This is a genomic window from Corynebacterium sp. KPL2680, assembly GCF_040225675.1.
Lineage (GTDB): Bacteria > Actinomycetota > Actinomycetes > Mycobacteriales > Mycobacteriaceae > Corynebacterium > Corynebacterium rhinophilum.
The window spans coordinates 1-18,032 of sequence record NZ_JBEHFM010000011.1; the positions used below are offsets into that span (position 1 = coordinate 1).

The window sequence follows — 18,032 nt, forward strand, 5'->3', positions numbered from 1 at the left end:
GAACTCACAATGAACATCCTCTCCTACGGACACAAGATCCGTACTAATAGGGTGTCCACTACTCGAGGGTAACCGCACTAGGAAGATTCAAGATGGTTGGGAGAGGAAATTATGTGGAAAAAGCTGTTGGCCACTGTGGGTGTTCTTCTGATGGCGCTTTCCGTTTACGCTAAGTGGCCGTATGTCGTGACGATTGCTCTAGCAATTTTGGTCATTCTCCTCATATTTGTCCCCTATGGGAAGAAATAAAACCTGAGAAGAGGTAGGACTTTAGATGTACCTACCTCTTCTTTATTTTTATGAATTATTAATTATGAAAAACGAAATCACTCCAATAATGAGCCGTGTAGTCCTCTTCTCTTTGGCTAGTGTATTGACAGCAGCCCCGGCTTCATCAGCATCTATTGCGCAGCAGCAGAATTCTGATCCTCTTTCATACATAGAAAGTGGTGACGAGATACAGGTGGGCCCTCCTCAAGGGGCGGTGACATGTTCTGTAACTATCATTTCCCAACGACGGGCCTTAACTGCAGGTCACTGCGGCGAAAAAGCGGATGAGGTATATTCAAAAGGTAGGCGCATTGGAAGTGTTGGCGAAAATTACTTGTTGAGTAGCCAAGGATCGGATGTTTCAGAAATACTTCTTGATTCCCCTACCAATTACGCTCTCCGAGTCGATAAAGTCAGTGATAAAGAAGTCGAAATCCCTTCCACTATTTTTACCAAAACGTTTCTTGGAGGGAGAATTCAGGGGACTATCGACGACAAGAACCTATATTGTGAGGGTGTTTCCCTAGCGGGGAGGAATTTCCAGGCGCGCACTCTTAAAGCTCAAATAGCTTCAATACCTGGGGATTCGGGTGCTCCTGTCTATAATTCTGCGGGGGAATTGGTAGCCCTTATTGAAGGTGGTAATGGTAAAGGTGATACTACTATTACGCCAATTTCCTTTCTAGAGAAAAGCGTTGAAGACTATCCGACTAATGATTGTAAAACAAATAAATAAACTGTATCAATTTATTTTCTGGTCAAGTCCGATGGAGTGGTGTATCTGTCCTTTCTGAATCGGTGGTTCGGGGACAGTGTCAGGGTCGGTGTTGGGGTCCGGCTCGGGGTTGATGTTGGTTCAATTTGAAGCGTCCTGGGTTTGGTTCCGCTTCTTTTACGGCCCTGTGTTGATGGGCTGGGTGAGATAGTACTCGGTTTCTACTTCCAGTGGGGCGGCGTAGTCCAACGCCTCGTGAAGACGTTTGGTGTTCCACCAGTGTGTCCACCGCAGGGTTGCTAGCTCGACTTCTCCCACTGACGTCCACGGGCCTTGAAAATGGATAAGTTCAGCCTTGTAGAGACCGTTGACCGTCTCCGCGAGCGCGTTGTCATAGGAATCTCCGACTGTGCCAACACTCGGCCGGATCTCGGCTTCGGCCAAAGCAGTGGAGTACTTCAGTGACACTCACTGACTTCCCCGATCACTGTGGTGCACTAGCTGGTCTCCATGGATTCGACCGGCAGTCGTTAATGCATGTTCCAGTGCCTCCCATCGGCAGCGCATCGGTGCGCATCGTAGAGCGGGTGGCAACACCGACTATTTTGCTGCTGCAGACGTCAATGACAAATGCGGTGTACGCAAATCCTGAGAGGGTGCGAACATAGGTAATGTCGGCGACCCAAAGTCGCCCAGGTGCTGCTGCCCGGAAGTGTCGCTGCACAAGGTCCGGACGATGATCCGGAACTTTAGGGCTGATCGTGGTGACCGGGGTTTGTCCACGTCGTCGACCGGACACACCTGCAAGTTTCATCAGGCGTGCGGTCTTGTCGCGGCCGATATGAAAGCCTTCACGGTTCATGGCGTGCCACATCTTGCGAATACCGTAGTCCGAGAAGTTTTCCGCATGGACGCGCTGTATCTTTGGGATGATAAGGCTATCGCTTAAGGCCCTGGCGCTTGGGGCGCGGGTGGTGGCTTTACGGTAGCCGCGGGAGGTAATGAATCCACGATCTGCTTGTTTCAGAACACGGCAGATGGCCCCGGGCCCCAAATTGCTCCTTGTACTCGTCGATGTAGGAGATCATCTGGTCGTGGGTCGGTCGAGTTCCGCTGCGAAAAAGCCGAAGCAGTCTTAAGAATCCCGTTTGCTCGTTTCAACTCGCGGTTTTCCCGGCGCAGACGCTTGAGCTCTTCTTCCATGGTTTCGCCATCTGTTGGTGTCGTCTGCTCATGGGCGAGGCTGTCGCGGTACCAGGCGCGTAACGTGTAGTGGGACACGCCAAGGAGCTCAACGACTTCCTCGTACGCGCGTTGCCGTGAGCAGGACTCCAGACGGACCATCTCTAGGACTTGATGGACCGCCTTCTCCTTGAATTCGGCGGAATACTTTCTGGGCATAGTGCCAATCCTTCCTTAGCAGAGGTAGGAACTAAACCCAGGATGCTTCAAAGTGTCCCAGGTTTTGTTCCGTTTGAGTAGATGGGAAAATCTGGAACATGCCAAGAAAATTTGACCAGGATGCAAAGGACCGTGTGGTCCGTCTCGTGGAAGACCGCATCTTGGCGGAAAATATGTCGATGCAAGCCGCATGCCAGGCAGTAGCTCCAAAGTTGGGGGTTTCATGGCACACGGCTCGTCAATGGACTTAAGCCTGCCCGCCGCGTGGGAAACACCCCAGAACCTGTGCCTGAAGATTTGGCCGCCGAAAACGCGTGGCTACGCCGCGAAAATCAAGAGCTTCGAGATACCAACGAGTTGCTGAAGGCCGCGTCAGCTTTTTTCGCCTCACGACCAGGCCCCAAGCCCCGGTTATGATCCGGTTCATCGATAAATACCGGGATTGTTTCTCTGTCGAGTTCATCTGCACTGGCGTTGAAAAATAACCGGGCTGGTGGGTTCATCACCTCGCGTGGTTATCGCCAGTCCAAAGCCCGAGGGCTTAAGCGCTCGTCGCCTTCGTGACGGCCGTGCTGATTGAACGCATTGGTGCCATTCATCGGGATAATGACGGTGTCTACGGTGTGCGGAAAATGTGGCATGCGCTTGACCGTGACGGAATAGATATCGGCCGTGAGCAAACCACCCGGCTGATGCGCCTGGCTGGTGTTTCTGGCACAGGCAAAGGCAGATCACCAATCACAACGCGCACACCTCAACGTGTCGGATCTGCGCCCAGACTTGGTCGAGCGTGAATTCAAAGCCCAAGGCCCGAACAAGCTGTGGGTGGCCGACATTACCTACGCGCGCACGAAGAAAGGCTTTGTGTACACCGCATTTGTCACTGACGTTTACTCCCGGCGGATCGTCGGATGGGCATTATCGGACTCGATGCGCACCGAGGCATTACCGCTGCAAGCACTCAACCAAGCGATTGTGAGCGCGAGGGAAACAACAGGCCTTATTCACCATTCGGATCACGGCTTATAGTACGTCAGCATTGTCTACAACGAGCGCCTTTCCCAACACGGGATCACTGCTTCTACTGGGACAGTTGGCGACTCCTATGACAATGCTCTAGCTGAAAACGTTAACGGCTCCTACAAGAGGCGAGCTGATCCATACTCGCAGGTGGAATGACGTTATCGAGGTAGAAATCGCCACATTTGAGTGGGTGTCATGGTGGAACGAGGTAAGGCTCCACCAAAGCCTGGGATACCGAACCCCAGCCGAGGTGGAAACCGAATTGTGGAAAAAGAACCCGCAACAGGGAATAATAGAAATCAAGGCAAATGCCTAGGAACAAAACTCGGGGCACTTCAGAACGCAGACAAACATAACCTGCCCCTGCACAGGGGCAGAGCTACGAATCCTGGGTGACCTCAAGCGGTACTGCTAACAACGTAATGGGCTCATTTAGCGCTGTGGCGAGCTAGAACTCCGGATCGATTGCTCCACCAGATCGAGGACACGCTCCAGGCCATCCGTATCCCCTAAGGCGAGCCTATTAATAAACCCATCCATGAAGGTTTCCAAATAGCACACCAGGGTATCTATATCCACGTCATCTCGAAGGCGGCCTTGCTCTGCGTTGGATGCGAGACGGGCGCGGATAGCCTCGTCACGAATGGACTGGTGTTCTTTCCACCGCGCGGCAAACGAGGGGTCAGTGCGCAGTAGAGAAGTGATCTCTAGACGCGTGGCAAGCCAATCGTGGCGTTCTGGGTGACGTAACATTTCACGCATGACCTCGACGAGGCCATTATTAGCCACTACTTCTGCCTGGCGTGCGGCATCTTCGCGGGCTAGGGAAAGAAATAGAGATTCCTTGTCCCCAAAGTGGTGAAAAATGGCGCCGCGTGATTTTCCGGTGGCTTGTTCTAAGAGGCGAACCGTCGCACCCTCATAGCCATGTTCGGCAAAGCAACGCCGCGCCCCAACGAGAATTTCGTGCCGCCGCCGATTTAACTCAGATTCACTCACGATTGGCATAGTGAGGTCGTCTCCTTTTAGGAATGATTAATACTTCAAGTTAAGTATGTTCTGAAACGAACATAGAACGACAATAAAGAAACGCGGGGCCGCAGAGCCCTCTACGGGAGAGAGCGGTGCGACCCCGCGTCTTCAAGCTCAGCGACGAGCACTAAGCCCAAAAAGCTTAGTACTTTTCCGTCGCATTAAGTGGCTTAGTTCTTCACCATCTGGCGCAGCACGTACTGCAGGATACCGCCGTGGCGGAAGTACTCTGCCTCACCCGGGGTGTCGATACGTACGTTAGCGTCGAACTCGACGGCGTCGTCAGAGTCCTGCTTGGTAGCGGTGACGTGAACGGTCTTCGGGATGGAACCGTCGTTGAACTCGGTGATGCCTTCGATGTCGAAGGTCTCCGTACCGTCCAGACCCAAGGACTCGTGAGACTCGCCATCAGGGAACTGCAGCGGGATAACGCCCATACCGATGAGGTTCGAGCGGTGGATGCGCTCGAAGGACTCGGTGATAACTGCCTTTACACCCAGAAGGTTGGTGCCCTTTGCAGCCCAGTCACGGGAAGAACCGGTGCCGTATTCCTTACCAGCGATAACGACCAGTGGGATGCCGGCTTCCTTGTAGTTCTCGCATGCATCGTAGATGTATGCCTGCGGTGCACCCTCTTGGGTGAAGTCGCGGGTGTATCCACCGGTCTCGTCCACCAGCTGGTTGGCCAGGCGGATGTTAGCGAAGGTACCGCGCATCATGACCTCGTGGTTACCGCGGCGGGAACCCAAGGAGTTGTAGTCAGAGCGGGAAACGCCGTTCTCGTCCAAGTACTGCGCGGCCGGGGTGCCCGGCTTGATGGCAGAAGCAGGGGAGATGTGGTCGGTGGTGACGGAATCGCCAAGCTTCGCAAGAACGCGAGCGCCCTTGATGTCCTCAACTGGGTCCGGCTCGGTCGGCATGCCCTCGAAGTACGGAGCCTTGCGGATGTAGGTGGAGTCCTCATCCCACTCGAAGGTCTCGCCCTCTGGAACATCCAGGTTGCGCCATGCGTCGTCGCCCTTGAAGACGTCGGCGTAGTCAGCCTCGTACATCTCGCGAGAGATAGCGGACTGGATGGTGTCCTCGATCTCCTGCGGGGTAGGCCAGATGTCCTTCAAGAAGACATCGTTGCCGTCTTCGTCCTGGCCCAGCGGCTGGTTGTCGAAGTCGAAGTCCATGGTGCCGGCAATAGCGTAGGCGATGACCATGATTGGGGATGCCAAGTAGTTCATCTTGACGTCCGGGGAGATACGACCCTCGAAGTTGCGGTTACCGGACAGAACTGCGGTAGCTGCCAAGTCGTTCTCATTGATGGCTGCAGAGACTTCCTCTGGCAGTGGGCCGGAGTTACCAATACAGGTGGTGCAGCCGAAGCCGGACAGGTAGAAGCCCATAGCCTCGAGGTCCTTCCAGAGGTCTGCGCGCTGGAAGTAGCCATCGACAACCTGGGAACCAGGTGCACAAATGGTCTTAACCCATGGCTTGGAGCGCAGGCCCTTTTCGGCGGCCTTACGTGCAATCAAACCTGCACCCACCATGACGGATGGGTTGGAGGTGTTGGTGCAGGAGGTGATGGAGGCAATTGCCACCATGCCGTGGTCAAGGGTGTACTCGCCACCGTTATCAGGTTCAACGGTGATCGGGTTGGAGTGACGTCCCTTAGCACCAGCGGCGGCGGATTCGCCGTGCCCCTCGCGCGACTTGTTCAAACCACCGGTAACGTCCTCATCGCCAGGCGCGCCGCCCTCAGCGGACATGCGCTTTGCCTCTACGGAGGAGTCATCCACGCATACCTCGTCGGTGGTGTAGTTGGACAGGTCCTTACGGAACTGTTCCTTGGCCTCCGAAAGGAGGATACGGTCCTGCGGGCGCTTCGGACCAGCGATGGATGGCTCAACGGTGGACAGGTCGAGTTCGATGTACTCGGAGTACTCCGGCTCCGGAGTGTCCTCTGCCAGCCACATGCCCTGTGCCTTGGCGTACTGCTCGACGCGGTCGATCTGCTCCTGCGGGCGACCGGTGAGCTCGAGGTACTTGGTGGTCTCTTCGTCGATGGGGAAGATGGCCGCGGTGGAACCGAACTCTGGCGACATGTTGCCGATGGTGGCGCGGTTAGCCAGCGGGACGGACTTGACGCCATTGCCGTAGAACTCTACGAACTTCTGGACAACGCCGTGCTCACGCAGCATCTCCGTAATGGTCAAGACGACGTCAGTTGCGGTAACGCCGGTCGGGATTTCGCCGGTGAGCTTGAATCCGACGACCTTTGGGATGAGCATCGATACCGGCTGGCCAAGCATGGCAGCCTCTGCCTCGATGCCGCCAACGCCCCAGCCCAGGATGCCCAGGCCGTTTTCCATGGTGGTGTGGGAGTCGGTACCGATACAGGTATCCGGGTATGCAAGACCCTCGTTGTCAAAGACAACGCGAGACAGGTACTCGATGTTGACCTGGTGGACAATACCGGTTCCCGGAGGAACAACGCGGAAGTTGGAGAAGTTCTCAGCACCCCAACGCAGGAACTGGTAGCGCTCTTCATTGCGCTGGTACTCGATTTCAACGTTCTTCTCAAGAGCGTCGGTGGAACCAAAGGCCTCAACGATGACGGAGTGGTCAATAACCATCTCGGCCGGGTTCAGCGGGTTAACCTGGTCTGGCGTACCGCCAAGAGCGGACACGGCTTCACGCATGGTTGCGAGGTCGACGACACAGGGAACACCGGTGAAGTCCTGCATGAGGACGCGGGCTGGGGTGAACTGGATTTCAGTATCCGGCTCGGACTTTGGATCCCAATTGGCGAGGGCCTTGATGTGGTCCTCGTTTACATTCTTGCCGTCCTCATTGCGCAGCAGGTTTTCTGCCAGCACCTTGAGGGAGTACGGCAACTTCTCCATGCCAGGAACCGTGTTGATGTCAAAGTAGTCGTAAGACTTGCCGTTGACATCAAGGGTCTTCTTGGCATCGAAGGAGTTCAAGCTTTCAGTCACAGGGAGCTCCATTCCTTGTTGATAAACAGTCTGTTCTGTTTTGTACTCGCCGCCTGCTGGAGATGCGGGATAAGCAAAAGGTGCGCGACCACATAGTGGTCGAGACGAAGCCATGGGGCCCGCAGTGCCAAAGACGGCAAAGAACGCGATGGTTCACCTATTTATTGTAGAGGTAAAAACCTTCCGTTGCTCCAATTGTAACGGGACAAGCGTTCTGTTTAAAGCTTTTTGCCGTACTCGGCGCGTTTACTGTGTAGGCGGCGGCGGTAACCTTTATCTTTAATGAAGAAAGACCAAGGAATATGCGCAAGGCATAACCCCCGATCTCGGGTGCACGAGCCCCGGCTATAATTAAGAAGAGGGAAGAGGATTGAATGGTTCCGGGTGAAGTGGACGTCCCGCAGTTGGCTCAGCAGCTCAAGCAGGACGGCGTAGCTTATTCTGCACCCTCGCTGGAATCGGATGCTCAGCTAAATGCACACGTCGCCGAGCAACTGCGTGAGGGCGACGGGATTGCCGTGGTCGATGTTTCTGTTTTCAAGGCCGCCGACGCGCGCGACATTGCACAAGAGCTTTATGATGCTACCAATCTGCACACCGTCATCGTGCAGACCCCGCGCCATGTCTCCTCGGTTAGCGAGAACTATAGCCGCGCGGATATTGAATCTTCCCAAGCGCAATTAAGGCCAGGACTGAACCAAGTCGATCTTGTGCAGCAGTACTATGCAGGGCTTGAGCAAAGCAGCTTTCCGATGGTCGCCGTCGTCGCCGTCGTCGCCATACTCGCCCTCCTTTTCGGCGGCTTAAGTTATTGGCGTGCCTCCCATCATCGCGAAATTCGGGATAAGTAGCGGCCATTAAGGGGGCTCGATCTGGAGAGAGCGGACGCATCAAGGCGTCCAAGCGTATCCAACTTCTAACTATGTTTGTTCGAAAAAGTAGAAGAAAATTTTCCGTTTTCGGCGCTCGGCGCGCCCCAAAACCATCCGTCGAAGCGAGCTAAATTTTACGGCTGCAAGAGCGTCGTGGCGCACCGCACCGAAGGAACTCGCGGTGCCTACCCTGAGATTTATGGAAAATGATGTTCAGACATTGGCGTAATCCATCGGTTCTTTATGGGCGGCCCTCGGGCGACTCCGGGTCGTTGCGAATGAAGAAAACTCCCATTGCCTAAAAGTGTCAGGGGAGCGGGGGAGGGGCAAAAGTAAAGGCTTAGTGGTTGATTTTCACTGGGGGAGTGGTTCTACTGCGGTGAAATGGCCCCGATTTGGCTGCAGCTCATGACGCACGGCCCTCGGAATATAAAAACCAAAGTGGCGAACATCACAATAACGGGTTGGTAACAAAATTATTGCAGGTTAGGTACGAATGTTGCGTCATGTGGTTTAACTTGACTCCACGTAATTAAGTGGAATGTGTGCGAAAAGGGCGTGTCGTGACGTATGGTTCGAGTGTCGACTCAAGAGACGTGAATATCTTCTTGAGTTCATGGGCTTAGCCTTGACGGTCAATTGAAGATTCGCACGGGTATGTGGGGAAGCACGCCTCGCGGGAATCGAGGAATTGGCGGTTCTTGGAAGTCAATGAACCACGAGGGAACTCTCGAACGGGAGAGTAGAAAAACTTTTCACTTGAGCGATGACAATGTTCGAAAAATAAACATCAACCCACCTTCCTTAAAAGTGGTGAGACGAGTTCGCTAGAGCTCCATCGTGTGGGTATGCGGGTGTGGTTCTTTGTCGAGCCCTTCGATAGTGGATTCTCGGTCAAGCGGAATCCAGATACGAGGTTCGCTGAGAAGCGCAGTCGGGTACGTGCAGAATGAGAGAATGAGGGAACCGGAATCACACTAGGGCCAGCATCGTGTGGCCTGTTCATGGTTTGTGGCCACTTGCCCTCGCACGAATGGGTACACGCATAAAGCTGTACCTCCACTGCGCCGCGGCGAGTCGTGCCAAGGATCATAGGGCAGTTCTCACTGTGCCAAGCGCAGCGTGCGAAAGGGTCTGGACTCTGCCAGCTACCTAAATTCACTGCACGTCACAAGTGGAGCTCGATGAAGATGCGCCAATCTGAGATTGGCACTGCGATGGGAGAGTTGTAAATGCTCCCAGTAGCGTTAGAGCGCTCACGTTCACAATGAACCGCGTAGGACACGTGGAGAAAATGCACCATCCTTGTCGCTGGTATGGGGAAATAGTAGCGATTGTTGGACAGCGTGACGTGAGGCTACTGAGCTCAAGCATCAGTTGCATAGAGCTTTAATTGACGTGCGCACTCCCTAGGTGAAGTCTCTACAATTTTCGGGCTCATGTGCCATGTACATCCTGGGGCCGCGGGCTGCCAGGGCGATAACGCATACCCATAAGCCCATAAGCCTTTGGGTGTGAGCTATCGGATTCGGAATATCGCAAAGAAGACTCTGGGCTTGCTGCTGTGCGAAATGCGCAAGCTTCAGTGTCTCGGGCATTCCTATGCCCAAGTGCGGCACATTGCGTCCCATTCTTTAAAAGGGAGGTGGTCCAAACAAGGAGAATTCCAGTGGCCACCATTCGTCTACCGCGCATCCGACATGTTCGTGCAACTATCGCTGCAGTCATAGGTGTCGCAGCGCTATCGCCCCTGACGTCCATCGCTCCTGCCGGAGCAGATGAGCTCCTCGATCCCGCCCAGGCCGGTGCGGTTGAAGAAGTTCCAAGCACCGATGCAGATGACTCCATTGCCCGCGCCGTATCCAACGTTGATGCTCAGCAGCGGGACGTAGATCAGCTGCGCCAGCTGCTCGACCAGGCGGAGGAGCAAGCGGCGGCCGCGACGGAGCGCATCGCCCAGCTTTCGGCTGATCCTGCGGTTGCGGACGACGCGGCAGAGCTTGACCAAGCTTATGCTGAAAAGCGTGCAGCCGAATCGGCAATGGTCGAGCACCGCCGCAACTTAGCCCAGCGGGAGGCTCAAATGAATGCCACCCGCAACTTCGCTGAGGCCTCTTTTGCCCACCAGCAGCAGGCGGTGGAAGTGACCCAGCAGGGCGACCTTCCAAAGGTACAAAATCAAGATAAAAACCTTGACTTTAGGGTAGGTGCGGATGCGCTTTCCGGCGATACCGTCAAGCCGCAAGGCTTGAATAAGGACAAGGCTCAAAACTTTACCGACGAGATTGTTCCGGATGAAACTGCGCTTCCTGAGGTGACGCACGATGACGCCGTCGTAGAGGGGCAGGCGGACGCGGCCACCCCGAAGGCGGAGTTCGGCACCGCACTTAATCAAGGAGCAACGCCGTCTTTTAACACGGTGGACTACGGTACCGGTTCCTCGGCATCGGATGTTATGGACATCGCAGGCGATCTCGCCGCAGCCGTTGATCAAGACGATATGCGGGCACTGATGGACGGATCTGCAGACCTGTTGGGCATTGGCAGCCCGAATACGGCGCCATCGGCAAGCACTGATCCTTCCGCCACCGGTCAAGGGCCTGGAGCGCCATCTACCCCTGCTCCGGGCAATAGCAGCCAGATTGAGGCGGTGATCGCTCGCGCAGAATCTGTCATCGGAACCCCATACGTGTGGGGCGGTGGCGACAACAATGGCCCAACTGGCGGCCTCCGGGACGGCGGCATCGCCGATAGCTTTGGTGACTACGGACGGAGCGGTTTTGATTGTTCTGGATTGACTAAGTACGCGTTCGCCGCGGCCGGCTTGGACCTTCCGCACTACTCCGGTGCGCAGTACCAAATGGGCAATAAGGTTTCGCGTGACAACTTGCAGCGCGGCGACCTCATCTTCTACGGCGCCGGCGGCAGCCAGCACGTTGCGATCTACTTGGGCAATGACCAAATGATTGAGGCCCCGCAGTCTGGCCAGAATGTACAGGTCTCCCCAGTGCGCTGGGCTGGTGCGACCCCGGAGGTCGTGCGCCTTCTCTAATTCTCAGCCTTGTGGTTGCTACTATTTAGGGCATGACTGACGCACAGCATCCTGCCCAAAATTTCGACGCCCTCCTCGTTCTTTCTTTCGGTGGCCCGGAAGGAAATGAGGAGGTCGTTCCGTTTTTAGAGAACGTGACGCGGGGCCGCGGAATTCCGCGCGAGCGCTTAGAAGTAGTGGGCGAGCATTATTACCACTTTGACGGGGTAAGCCCGATCAACGGCCTGAACCGGGAGATTATCAGTAACGTCGAAGGCGAGCTGAAAAAACGCGGACATAATCTGCCGGTTTATTTTGGCAATCGGAACTGGCACCCCTTTGCCACAGCTACCGCAGAGAAGATGGCGGAAGAAGGGATTCGCAGGGTGGCCGTCTTCGCCACCTCCGCTTGGGGTGGCTACTCGGCGTGCCGGCAATACGATGAAGACATTGCTGCGATGCGGCAACACCTTGCAGATAATGGTCTGCCAGAAATCGAGTTCACCAAGATTCGACAATTTTATGATCATCCCAAGTTCATCGCGGAGATGGCCGATGCCGTCGCCGAGGCCTGGCGGCGTATACCCGTCGAGAAAACGGGCAGCGCGCGCATGCTGTTTACGGCCCACTCGGTGCCGAATGCACACGATAATGTCGGTGGTGCAGACGGGGACAAGAACCTTTATTCCCGGCAAGTAGCCGAAGCCTCCCGCTTAGTGGCCGAGCGCGTCGGAATTTCGGATTACGACTTGGTGTGGCAATCGCGCTCCGGTAACCCGAAGACGCCGTGGCTGGAGCCGGACATCGTTGACCACACCACCGCACTTCATGAAAAAGACGGGGTAGGCGCCGTAGTGGTGTGCCCCATCGGTTTTATCTCCGATCACATGGAGGTCATCTGGGACTTGGACTCTGAACTGCAAGCTGCCGCCGATGAGATGGGAGTACAGGTCGAGCGCGCCCGTACCGCTGGCCCCTCCCAGCGGTTTGCGGACATGGTCGTGGATCTGGTGGAAGAACTCGAACAGGGGAAACCGTGGGAGACCAGCGGGAATGTCACCGTACAAGGGTGTACCACCAACGGCGCGCCCTGCGCTGCAGGCTGCTGCGATATTCGCGCCCACTAAAAGTACTCTGGGCGGGCCTGTTCTAGCGAGCGAATTCCGCTGCTGAATAAGCCACTGCCGTCATCCGCGCTTGCCGGATATGGCGCCATAAGCGGAGGAGCTGCGGATCGAGGCTGTGATCGTTGATCCTATCCGTGACGGTTTCGATGATCGCGGCAACGCGGTCCGCGCGAGCAAAGAGTTTCGCAGCCCGGGGCGGGGTGGCCGGTGGCAGGCCGGGCGTGTCATAAAAATCGCTCAGGGTCCCCACCGTGAGCCGGGGATTAGTCAGCGCGGTGGACTGGTAGCCGGTGACCGTAATGAGATCGGCGGATTCATCCGTCGCCTTAGTTAACAAGGCATCCGCTTCGCCGGGGCTCAGCCATGCCGGTGAAGGTGGCGGCTGATCCTCACGAATCACCTGCCATGCCGTGTGAGCTCGATGGGGATGGGGGACAAGGACGAGCGAAACTTCCGGATCGTTGGTGCGCACAACGATGGCGCCCGCTGAACTTTGCGCGGCCGCACGGGCAGATTCTGATCCTGCGGGAAGCGCCGGCGCTTCACCCGGGCCAGATAAAATAAGCCGGAGAAGAGGCTCCCCGCCCGCGCCTGGCTGAGAAGTGAGCTCCTTCGTTTCGGCGCGCAGCAAGGCGAGCAAATCGATGAAGGGAGATTCATCCAAGCATTCGGGGCGCCCGCCCAGCTCTGTCAGGGCATCGAGCAGCTCATCTGTTGTCTCATGTCCCCACAACCACGCAGCTAGCCAGATGGCAGAGTTTTGGAGAGGGGACCAGACTTCGGCGCGCATATCCATGGCGAGCAAGTGTAGTAGATAGACTATCGGGCCATGAGTTTAGATCCTTATGGCGGAGATATTTTTGCTGGGCACCGACGCAGCAAGCCCACCCAGTACCCAGAAGTGCCCGCAGAACCGGGCATGGTGGTAGAAGTGCGCGGTGATGACTTTGTGGGCGCCGTTTTAGGCGTGGATAAGACCGTCTTTGGTGAGGTCGTACGGCTAGAAGACCGCCACGGCGTCGAGCGAGTATTTAACCTCATTAAAGGCGGATTCTTAGTAGAAGGTCAGCCGGTGACGCTGACGAGGTACGTGCCCAAGCAAGCCCCCCGCAAATCGAATTCGGGTTCTAGGCGGGTAGAAAACGTGGAGGCCAAGGTGGCAGCGCCATCGCGCATTTGGGTCGAAGGCGTTCACGATGCCGCCATTGTAGAAAAAGTGTGGGGGCACGATCTGCGCGTAGAAGGTGTGGTCGTGGAATACCTAGAGGGCTTGGACAACCTCGAAGAAAGACTGGCCGAGTTTAAGCCTGGCCCTACTCGCCGGGTAGGCGTTCTCGCAGATCACTTGGTCAAGGGGTCGAAAGAAACGCGAATGACCGAGTCAGTGGGCGAACATGTTCTAGTCACCGGCCACCCCTTTGTCGATATTTGGGCAGCAGTAAAACCGCAACGGGTAGGGCTGAAAGCGTGGCCGGAGGTACCGCGCGGCGAAGACTGGAAGACCGGGATTTGCCGCCGCGTGGGGTGGTCCGATCCCTCCGATGGGTGGCGGCACGTATATAACGCGGTCCATTCATTTAGGGACCTAGACTCGAGCCTTATTGGTGCGGTCGAGCGGCTGGTGGATTTTGTAACCACACCAGAGCTACACAAATCAGACCTTGTCTAACCCACGGCGAGCCGCACCTTCGGGGCTTAGGCTAGATTAGCGCGTTCAATGAGGTTTACCGCCAATTGCCACCCGGCCATCTCAGCGCTCCAGCCCGCAGCCTGCAGCCTTTGGGACATCGCCTGTTTGGAAATGCCCAATTCTTCTGCGGCCTCATTTTGATTGAGCCCTGCCCTTACAAGGGAGGTTGCCTCGCGGCCCTCGATGGTGCGCTTATTAAGGACATATCCAATGAGCGCGAAGGCAGCGGCGATATCGCTTGCCTCCGCGGAACGGCCGCGCTTATTGAGTTTGGTATAGACCTGCCCCATGCGCGCGGAATTTTTCAGCGCCGCGGTGGCCACGTGGCGCGCGCTATCTTCGTCTGCCTGGTTGCCGGGGCTGATGCCGATGCCGATGGCCCAGTCGCCATCGGCAAGCAAGGCCATGACAACCTCACACACTGCGGTGGCGGAATCGACAACGGCGCAGATATCCTCCACGCCGAGGACATGAAACTCGCCGACGCCATCGAGGGTGGATAACGCAGCGGCCGAGCGCTGTACGAGCTCAGCGCGGCGCACGGAACGCCCACGGTAGCGGGCATGGACAGCGAGCACGAGGATCCTCCTTTATCGCGAGCAGTTCGTTACAGTCTACCGTTTAACCTTGACTGGGCGGGAGTCGGCAGGCGCGAATCGAGTATGAGGCCACCGATCCCGGCGAGGGCAAAGATAATAAAGGCAATGATGATCCCGGGGCTGGCGGTGCCAGTCAGGGCATCACCGAAGAAAGTGCCGATGACCGTGGTGGGAATCGAGCCGATCAGCGTAGCGACCGTAAAGTGGGAAACGCTGATGGGGGTAAGTGCGGCGACATAGTTGAGGAGGCTAAAGGGCACTCCCGCGACCATGCGCAGGGAAGCGATGGCCAGCCAGCCGCGTCGCTCCAAGTGAGCATTGATGGTATAGACCGCGGGGTGGGCAAGGTGCGGCCTAATCCAGTCTCCGAGCAGGCTGCGCACAATCAGCAGCGATAATACGGCCGAGATGGTGAGCGCGAATAGCGAGATAGCAAGACCCTGCCAGGGGCCGAAAAGGATGCCAGCTGCAACCGTCCAGATGGTCCGGGGCAGGGGAAATTGCGTAAATATGACATAACCTAGCGTGAAGGCGACCGGAAACCACGCGCCAAGGCGGGCAGCGGCGGCCCGCATCTGGGAGAGGTCGGGGACATCGAGCCGGATAAAAAGCGCAACTCCAGCAAGTGCGAGTACGAAGATGAGTATCCACCGTCGCGGTGACCACGCACGGATTGAGCTCCAAGCAGAGTGGGTGAGTTGAACGCAGAAGCTACCAAAGCTGTGTATCCAATCCCGGAAAGTGGTCATGCGTTTGTATCGTAGTCGGCTGGGCCGGGCTGATAGAAAAGAGCTGTACTTATAGAAAAATCTCGAGACACCATAGGAACGATGTCTCGAGACTTCACAGTGTGCCCGGAGGGGGACTTGAACCCCCACGTCCGTTAATAGGACACTAGCACCTCAAGCTAGCGCGTCTGCCATTCCGCCACCCGGGCAGGGTGTTGACAACCTCTCGGTTGGGCACCCCGAAACTTTATCGTGTTCCGCTACCGGAATACAAATCGCCAGGTAAATCCTCATAAACCGCACGATTTCAAGGCGGGGAAATACATCCTTGTAACTTGGTAGGCCGCAGCGCCTAGATAGGAGCACGGCCTGACACCAGCCGCACGGTTGTGGGGTGAGTGGGAGGGGCATCGACAAGCGCGTGTGATCTGCGGTACAAAGGGGTACATGACTTCTTATGCAGATGACACTCGATTCCCCGGACCTGACCCCTACGCCCCGCTGCGCGATCTCCCCAGCTTCGGGCTGTCTTCTACCGACTTGGTAGAAGGCGATGAGATCCCAGAAAAGCACCGCGCGCCGGAAAGCGTGTCTCCGCAACTGGCATGGTCCGGGCTGCCGGAGGGAACCAAGTCTTTGGCGGTCACCTGCTTTGACCCAGATGCACCGACTGCTTCCGGTTTCTGGCACTGGGCCGCCTTTAATATTCCGACCGATGTCTCCGAGCTGCCCACCAATGCCGGGGCGGCAGAGGACCTTGGCATCGACGGTGTTATCAGCCTGCGCAATGATTCCGGCAACCGCACCCACTTTGGCGCCAACCCACCGGCCGGCCACGCGCCGCACCGCTACCTCTACGCGGTCCACGCCGTAGACGTAGAAACCCTCGATATCGATCCGGATTCTTCCCCCACCGTCCTCGGCTTCAACCTGCACTTCCACGCACTGGGCCGGGCAATCCTCTGGGGTTGGTACGAGGCCAAGTAATGGCGAGTTCTGCTCCTAAAAACCCAGTGACCCCACCCGCAGCGCTGCGGGTGGGCGGTGCTTTTTTGGTCGTCGCTTTCGTGCTGATCCTCTTCGCCTTGATTTCCGTCTTTAGCGATGGATGGGGCGCACCTTTTGTCTGGACCTACAGTAACCTCGCGATCATTATCGCGGCGGTGATGGTGGGTGCCTTCAGCACAATGAGCAAAGAGCATGCCGGAAGCCGCGCGCAGATTATCGCCCTAGCGGTGGCGGTGGCCTTGATTATTGCTAGCCGCTTTCTGCCGCAGCACGATCTCCTAATTCAACAGCAGTATTGGCTGCTCTTTTATGCCGGCATGTCCGCCATCTGTGCCTTAATTTTGCGGCGCAGCGTCATGGCGACCTCCTAAGCGGGCCTATAAATAAGCAATGCCACGTGGTTCTACACGTGGCATTTGTGCTATCTGGCGGCTAGTTTATTGCCTTCCACGGCAGGTTGGAGCCTACGGCCTCAGAAATATTGTTTAGTCCATGGGCGCGAATTTGCTTGGCGATGCCCCTGTGAATATCCCGAATCCAGTCCGGACCACCGTAGATGAGACCGGTATAGCCTTGGAGGAGGCTGGCACCGGCGGCGATTCGCTCCCAGGCTTGTTCCGGGGTGGTAATCCCGCCGACGGAAATCAGGACAAGCTGCGAGCCCACGCGCGCATTCAGGCGGCGGAGTACCTCTAAGGAGCGCTCGGCCACCGGTGGGCCGGAAATGCCGCCGGCGCCAAGGGCTTCTACCTCCGCGCGGGGAGTGCTAAGCCCCTCGCGGGAGATGGTGGTATTGGTGGCGACGATGCCGGCGAGGCTTAGCTCCACGGCGAGATCGGCGACGGCATCGACATCGGCATCCGATAGGTCCGGCGCGATTTTGACCATGACGGGGACATCGGTGGATTCTTGCACGGCGCGCAGGATGGGGCGCAGCGATTCGACCGCCTGCAGGTCCCGCAACCCAGGGGTATTGGGGGAAGAGACATTGACCACCAGGTAGTCCGCCAGACCGCCTAAAACGGAAGCGGAGCGGCGGTAATCATCCACGGCGCGTTCGGCCGGGGTGACCTTGGTTTTTCCAATATTGATACCGATGACGTCGCTGTACCGGCGCTTGCGCAGGTTTTCTGCCACGGCGGCAGCGCCCTCGTTATTAAAGCCCATCCGGTTTAAGATGGCTGCGTCTTCTTTGAGGCGGAAAAGGCGGGGAGTCGGGTTGCCCGGCTGCGCCTGCGCCGTGACGGTGCCCAGTTCGGCGTAGCCGAAACCAAGCGGCGACCAGGCATCGGCAGCCGCGGCGTTCTTATCAAACCCGGCCGCAAGGCCGAGCGGGCGCGGGAAAGTGATCCCGCAGACGTCTTGTTTCAAGACTGGATCATTGACCGGCAGGAGGCGGCCAAGCGCGCGATTGGCAGGCCCTGCCGCGTGCAGACCGTGCAGGCCAGAGTTGATAATGCCGTGGATGCGCTCGGGGCTTAAGCGAAACATCCCGCGCAGCGCCAGCTGATAGGCGCCTTTGCGCAGCGAATCGAAGGTCGAAACCATG

16 protein-coding genes, 1 tRNA gene and 2 pseudogenes are annotated in these 18,032 nt (G+C 56.8%); 10 read left to right on the forward strand and 9 right to left on the reverse strand.

The features are described 5' to 3' along the window. Positions 1–274 precede the first annotated feature (274 nt). On the forward strand, positions 275–1,006 hold the full coding sequence (locus ABRP66_RS06785) for a trypsin-like serine protease (protein WP_284850127.1): 732 nt from the start codon (positions 275–277) through the stop codon (positions 1,004–1,006). Positions 1,007–1,162: 156 nt separating this feature from the next. Here ABRP66_RS06785 and ABRP66_RS06790 read toward each other — a convergent pair. Continuing rightward, positions 1,163–2,386: pseudogene (locus tag ABRP66_RS06790) on the reverse strand (IS3 family transposase). A 52-nt stretch (positions 2,387–2,438) separates the two neighbouring features. Between ABRP66_RS06790 and ABRP66_RS06795 the strand changes: the two are divergent. Continuing rightward, positions 2,439–2,637, forward strand: a pseudogene (locus ABRP66_RS06795) (hypothetical protein). 264 nt (positions 2,638–2,901) lie between these two features. Here the strand turns inward: ABRP66_RS06795 and ABRP66_RS06800 are convergent. Beyond that, positions 2,902–3,027, reverse strand: a complete 126-nt coding sequence (locus ABRP66_RS06800) for a hypothetical protein (protein WP_284850174.1) — start codon at positions 3,025–3,027, stop codon at positions 2,902–2,904. A 64-nt stretch (positions 3,028–3,091) separates the two neighbouring features. Here ABRP66_RS06800 and ABRP66_RS06805 point away from each other — a divergent pair, with 64 nt between their 5' ends. Both ABRP66_RS06805 and ABRP66_RS06810 read left to right on the forward strand, forming a co-directional pair. Then, positions 3,092–3,415, forward strand: coding sequence for a DDE-type integrase/transposase/recombinase (locus ABRP66_RS06805; protein WP_349838501.1), 324 nt, complete (start codon positions 3,092–3,094; stop codon positions 3,413–3,415). Between the two features lie 166 nt (positions 3,416–3,581). Next, positions 3,582–3,725, forward strand: a complete 144-nt coding sequence (locus ABRP66_RS06810) for an integrase core domain-containing protein (RefSeq protein WP_284796172.1) — start codon at positions 3,582–3,584, stop codon at positions 3,723–3,725. A 116-nt stretch (positions 3,726–3,841) separates the two neighbouring features. Here the strand turns inward: ABRP66_RS06810 and ABRP66_RS06815 are convergent, their stop codons facing one another. Together ABRP66_RS06815 and can are read right to left on the reverse strand one after the other, a co-directional pair. Next, positions 3,842–4,417 (reverse strand): TetR/AcrR family transcriptional regulator, encoded by a 576-nt coding sequence (locus tag ABRP66_RS06815; RefSeq protein WP_284796119.1) that lies wholly within the window; start codon positions 4,415–4,417, stop codon positions 3,842–3,844. Between the two features lie 194 nt (positions 4,418–4,611). Next, positions 4,612–7,428, reverse strand: a complete 2,817-nt coding sequence (gene can / locus ABRP66_RS06820) for an aconitate hydratase (protein WP_284819495.1) — start codon at positions 7,426–7,428, stop codon at positions 4,612–4,614. 374 nt (positions 7,429–7,802) lie between these two features. Here can and ABRP66_RS06825 point away from each other — a divergent pair, with 374 nt between their 5' ends. From ABRP66_RS06825 to ABRP66_RS06835, 3 genes are all read left to right on the forward strand, one after another. Continuing rightward, positions 7,803–8,279 (forward strand): Rv1476 family membrane protein, encoded by a 477-nt coding sequence (locus ABRP66_RS06825; RefSeq protein ID WP_284785140.1) that lies wholly within the window; start codon positions 7,803–7,805, stop codon positions 8,277–8,279. 1,690 nt (positions 8,280–9,969) lie between these two features. Continuing rightward, the gene (locus ABRP66_RS06830) at positions 9,970–11,352 is read left to right on the forward strand and encodes an NlpC/P60 family protein (RefSeq protein WP_349838502.1); all 1,383 of its coding nucleotides are present in this window, start codon (positions 9,970–9,972) and stop codon (positions 11,350–11,352) included. Between the two features lie 32 nt (positions 11,353–11,384). Continuing rightward, the gene (locus tag ABRP66_RS06835; protein ID WP_284770646.1) at positions 11,385–12,458 is read left to right on the forward strand and encodes a ferrochelatase; all 1,074 of its coding nucleotides are present in this window, start codon (positions 11,385–11,387) and stop codon (positions 12,456–12,458) included. Between the two features lie 22 nt (positions 12,459–12,480). Here ABRP66_RS06835 and ABRP66_RS06840 read toward each other — a convergent pair whose 3' ends face one another. Continuing rightward, complete coding sequence (locus tag ABRP66_RS06840) at positions 12,481–13,254, reverse strand: Rv1486c family protein (protein WP_284770647.1); 774 nt, start codon at positions 13,252–13,254, stop codon at positions 12,481–12,483. Between the two features lie 33 nt (positions 13,255–13,287). Here ABRP66_RS06840 and ABRP66_RS06845 point away from each other — a divergent pair, with 33 nt between their 5' ends. Beyond that, positions 13,288–14,127 (forward strand): DUF3097 domain-containing protein, encoded by an 840-nt coding sequence (locus ABRP66_RS06845; protein WP_284796123.1) that lies wholly within the window; start codon positions 13,288–13,290, stop codon positions 14,125–14,127. A 26-nt stretch (positions 14,128–14,153) separates the two neighbouring features. On the opposite strand, the gene ABRP66_RS06850 is transcribed toward ABRP66_RS06845, so the two are convergent. From ABRP66_RS06850 to ABRP66_RS06860, 3 genes are all read right to left on the reverse strand, one after another. Beyond that, entirely contained in the window at positions 14,154–14,726 is a 573-nt protein-coding gene (locus tag ABRP66_RS06850; RefSeq protein WP_284610219.1) for a MarR family transcriptional regulator, read from the reverse strand. A 29-nt stretch (positions 14,727–14,755) separates the two neighbouring features. Next, positions 14,756–15,496: a TVP38/TMEM64 family protein gene (locus ABRP66_RS06855; protein WP_296089361.1), complete on the reverse strand. Its 741-nt coding sequence runs from the start codon at positions 15,494–15,496 to the stop codon at positions 14,756–14,758. Between the two features lie 102 nt (positions 15,497–15,598). Next, positions 15,599–15,684, reverse strand: a tRNA-Leu gene (locus tag ABRP66_RS06860). Between the two features lie 238 nt (positions 15,685–15,922). Between ABRP66_RS06860 and ABRP66_RS06865 the strand changes: the two genes are divergently transcribed. Together ABRP66_RS06865 and ABRP66_RS06870 are read left to right on the forward strand one after the other, a co-directional pair. Continuing rightward, entirely contained in the window at positions 15,923–16,462 is a 540-nt protein-coding gene (locus ABRP66_RS06865; protein WP_023022376.1) for a YbhB/YbcL family Raf kinase inhibitor-like protein, read from the forward strand. Next, the gene (locus ABRP66_RS06870; protein WP_005282983.1) at positions 16,462–16,854 is read left to right on the forward strand and encodes a hypothetical protein; all 393 of its coding nucleotides are present in this window, start codon (positions 16,462–16,464) and stop codon (positions 16,852–16,854) included. The genes ABRP66_RS06865 and ABRP66_RS06870 overlap by 1 nt, the downstream gene beginning before the upstream one ends. 61 nt (positions 16,855–16,915) lie before the next feature. On the opposite strand, the gene ABRP66_RS06875 is transcribed toward ABRP66_RS06870, so the two are convergent. Then, a complete protein-coding gene (locus tag ABRP66_RS06875; protein ID WP_284852391.1) occupies positions 16,916–18,031 on the reverse strand; it encodes a quinone-dependent dihydroorotate dehydrogenase in 1,116 nt (371 codons plus the stop codon). Between the last annotated feature and the right edge of the window lies 1 nt (position 18,032).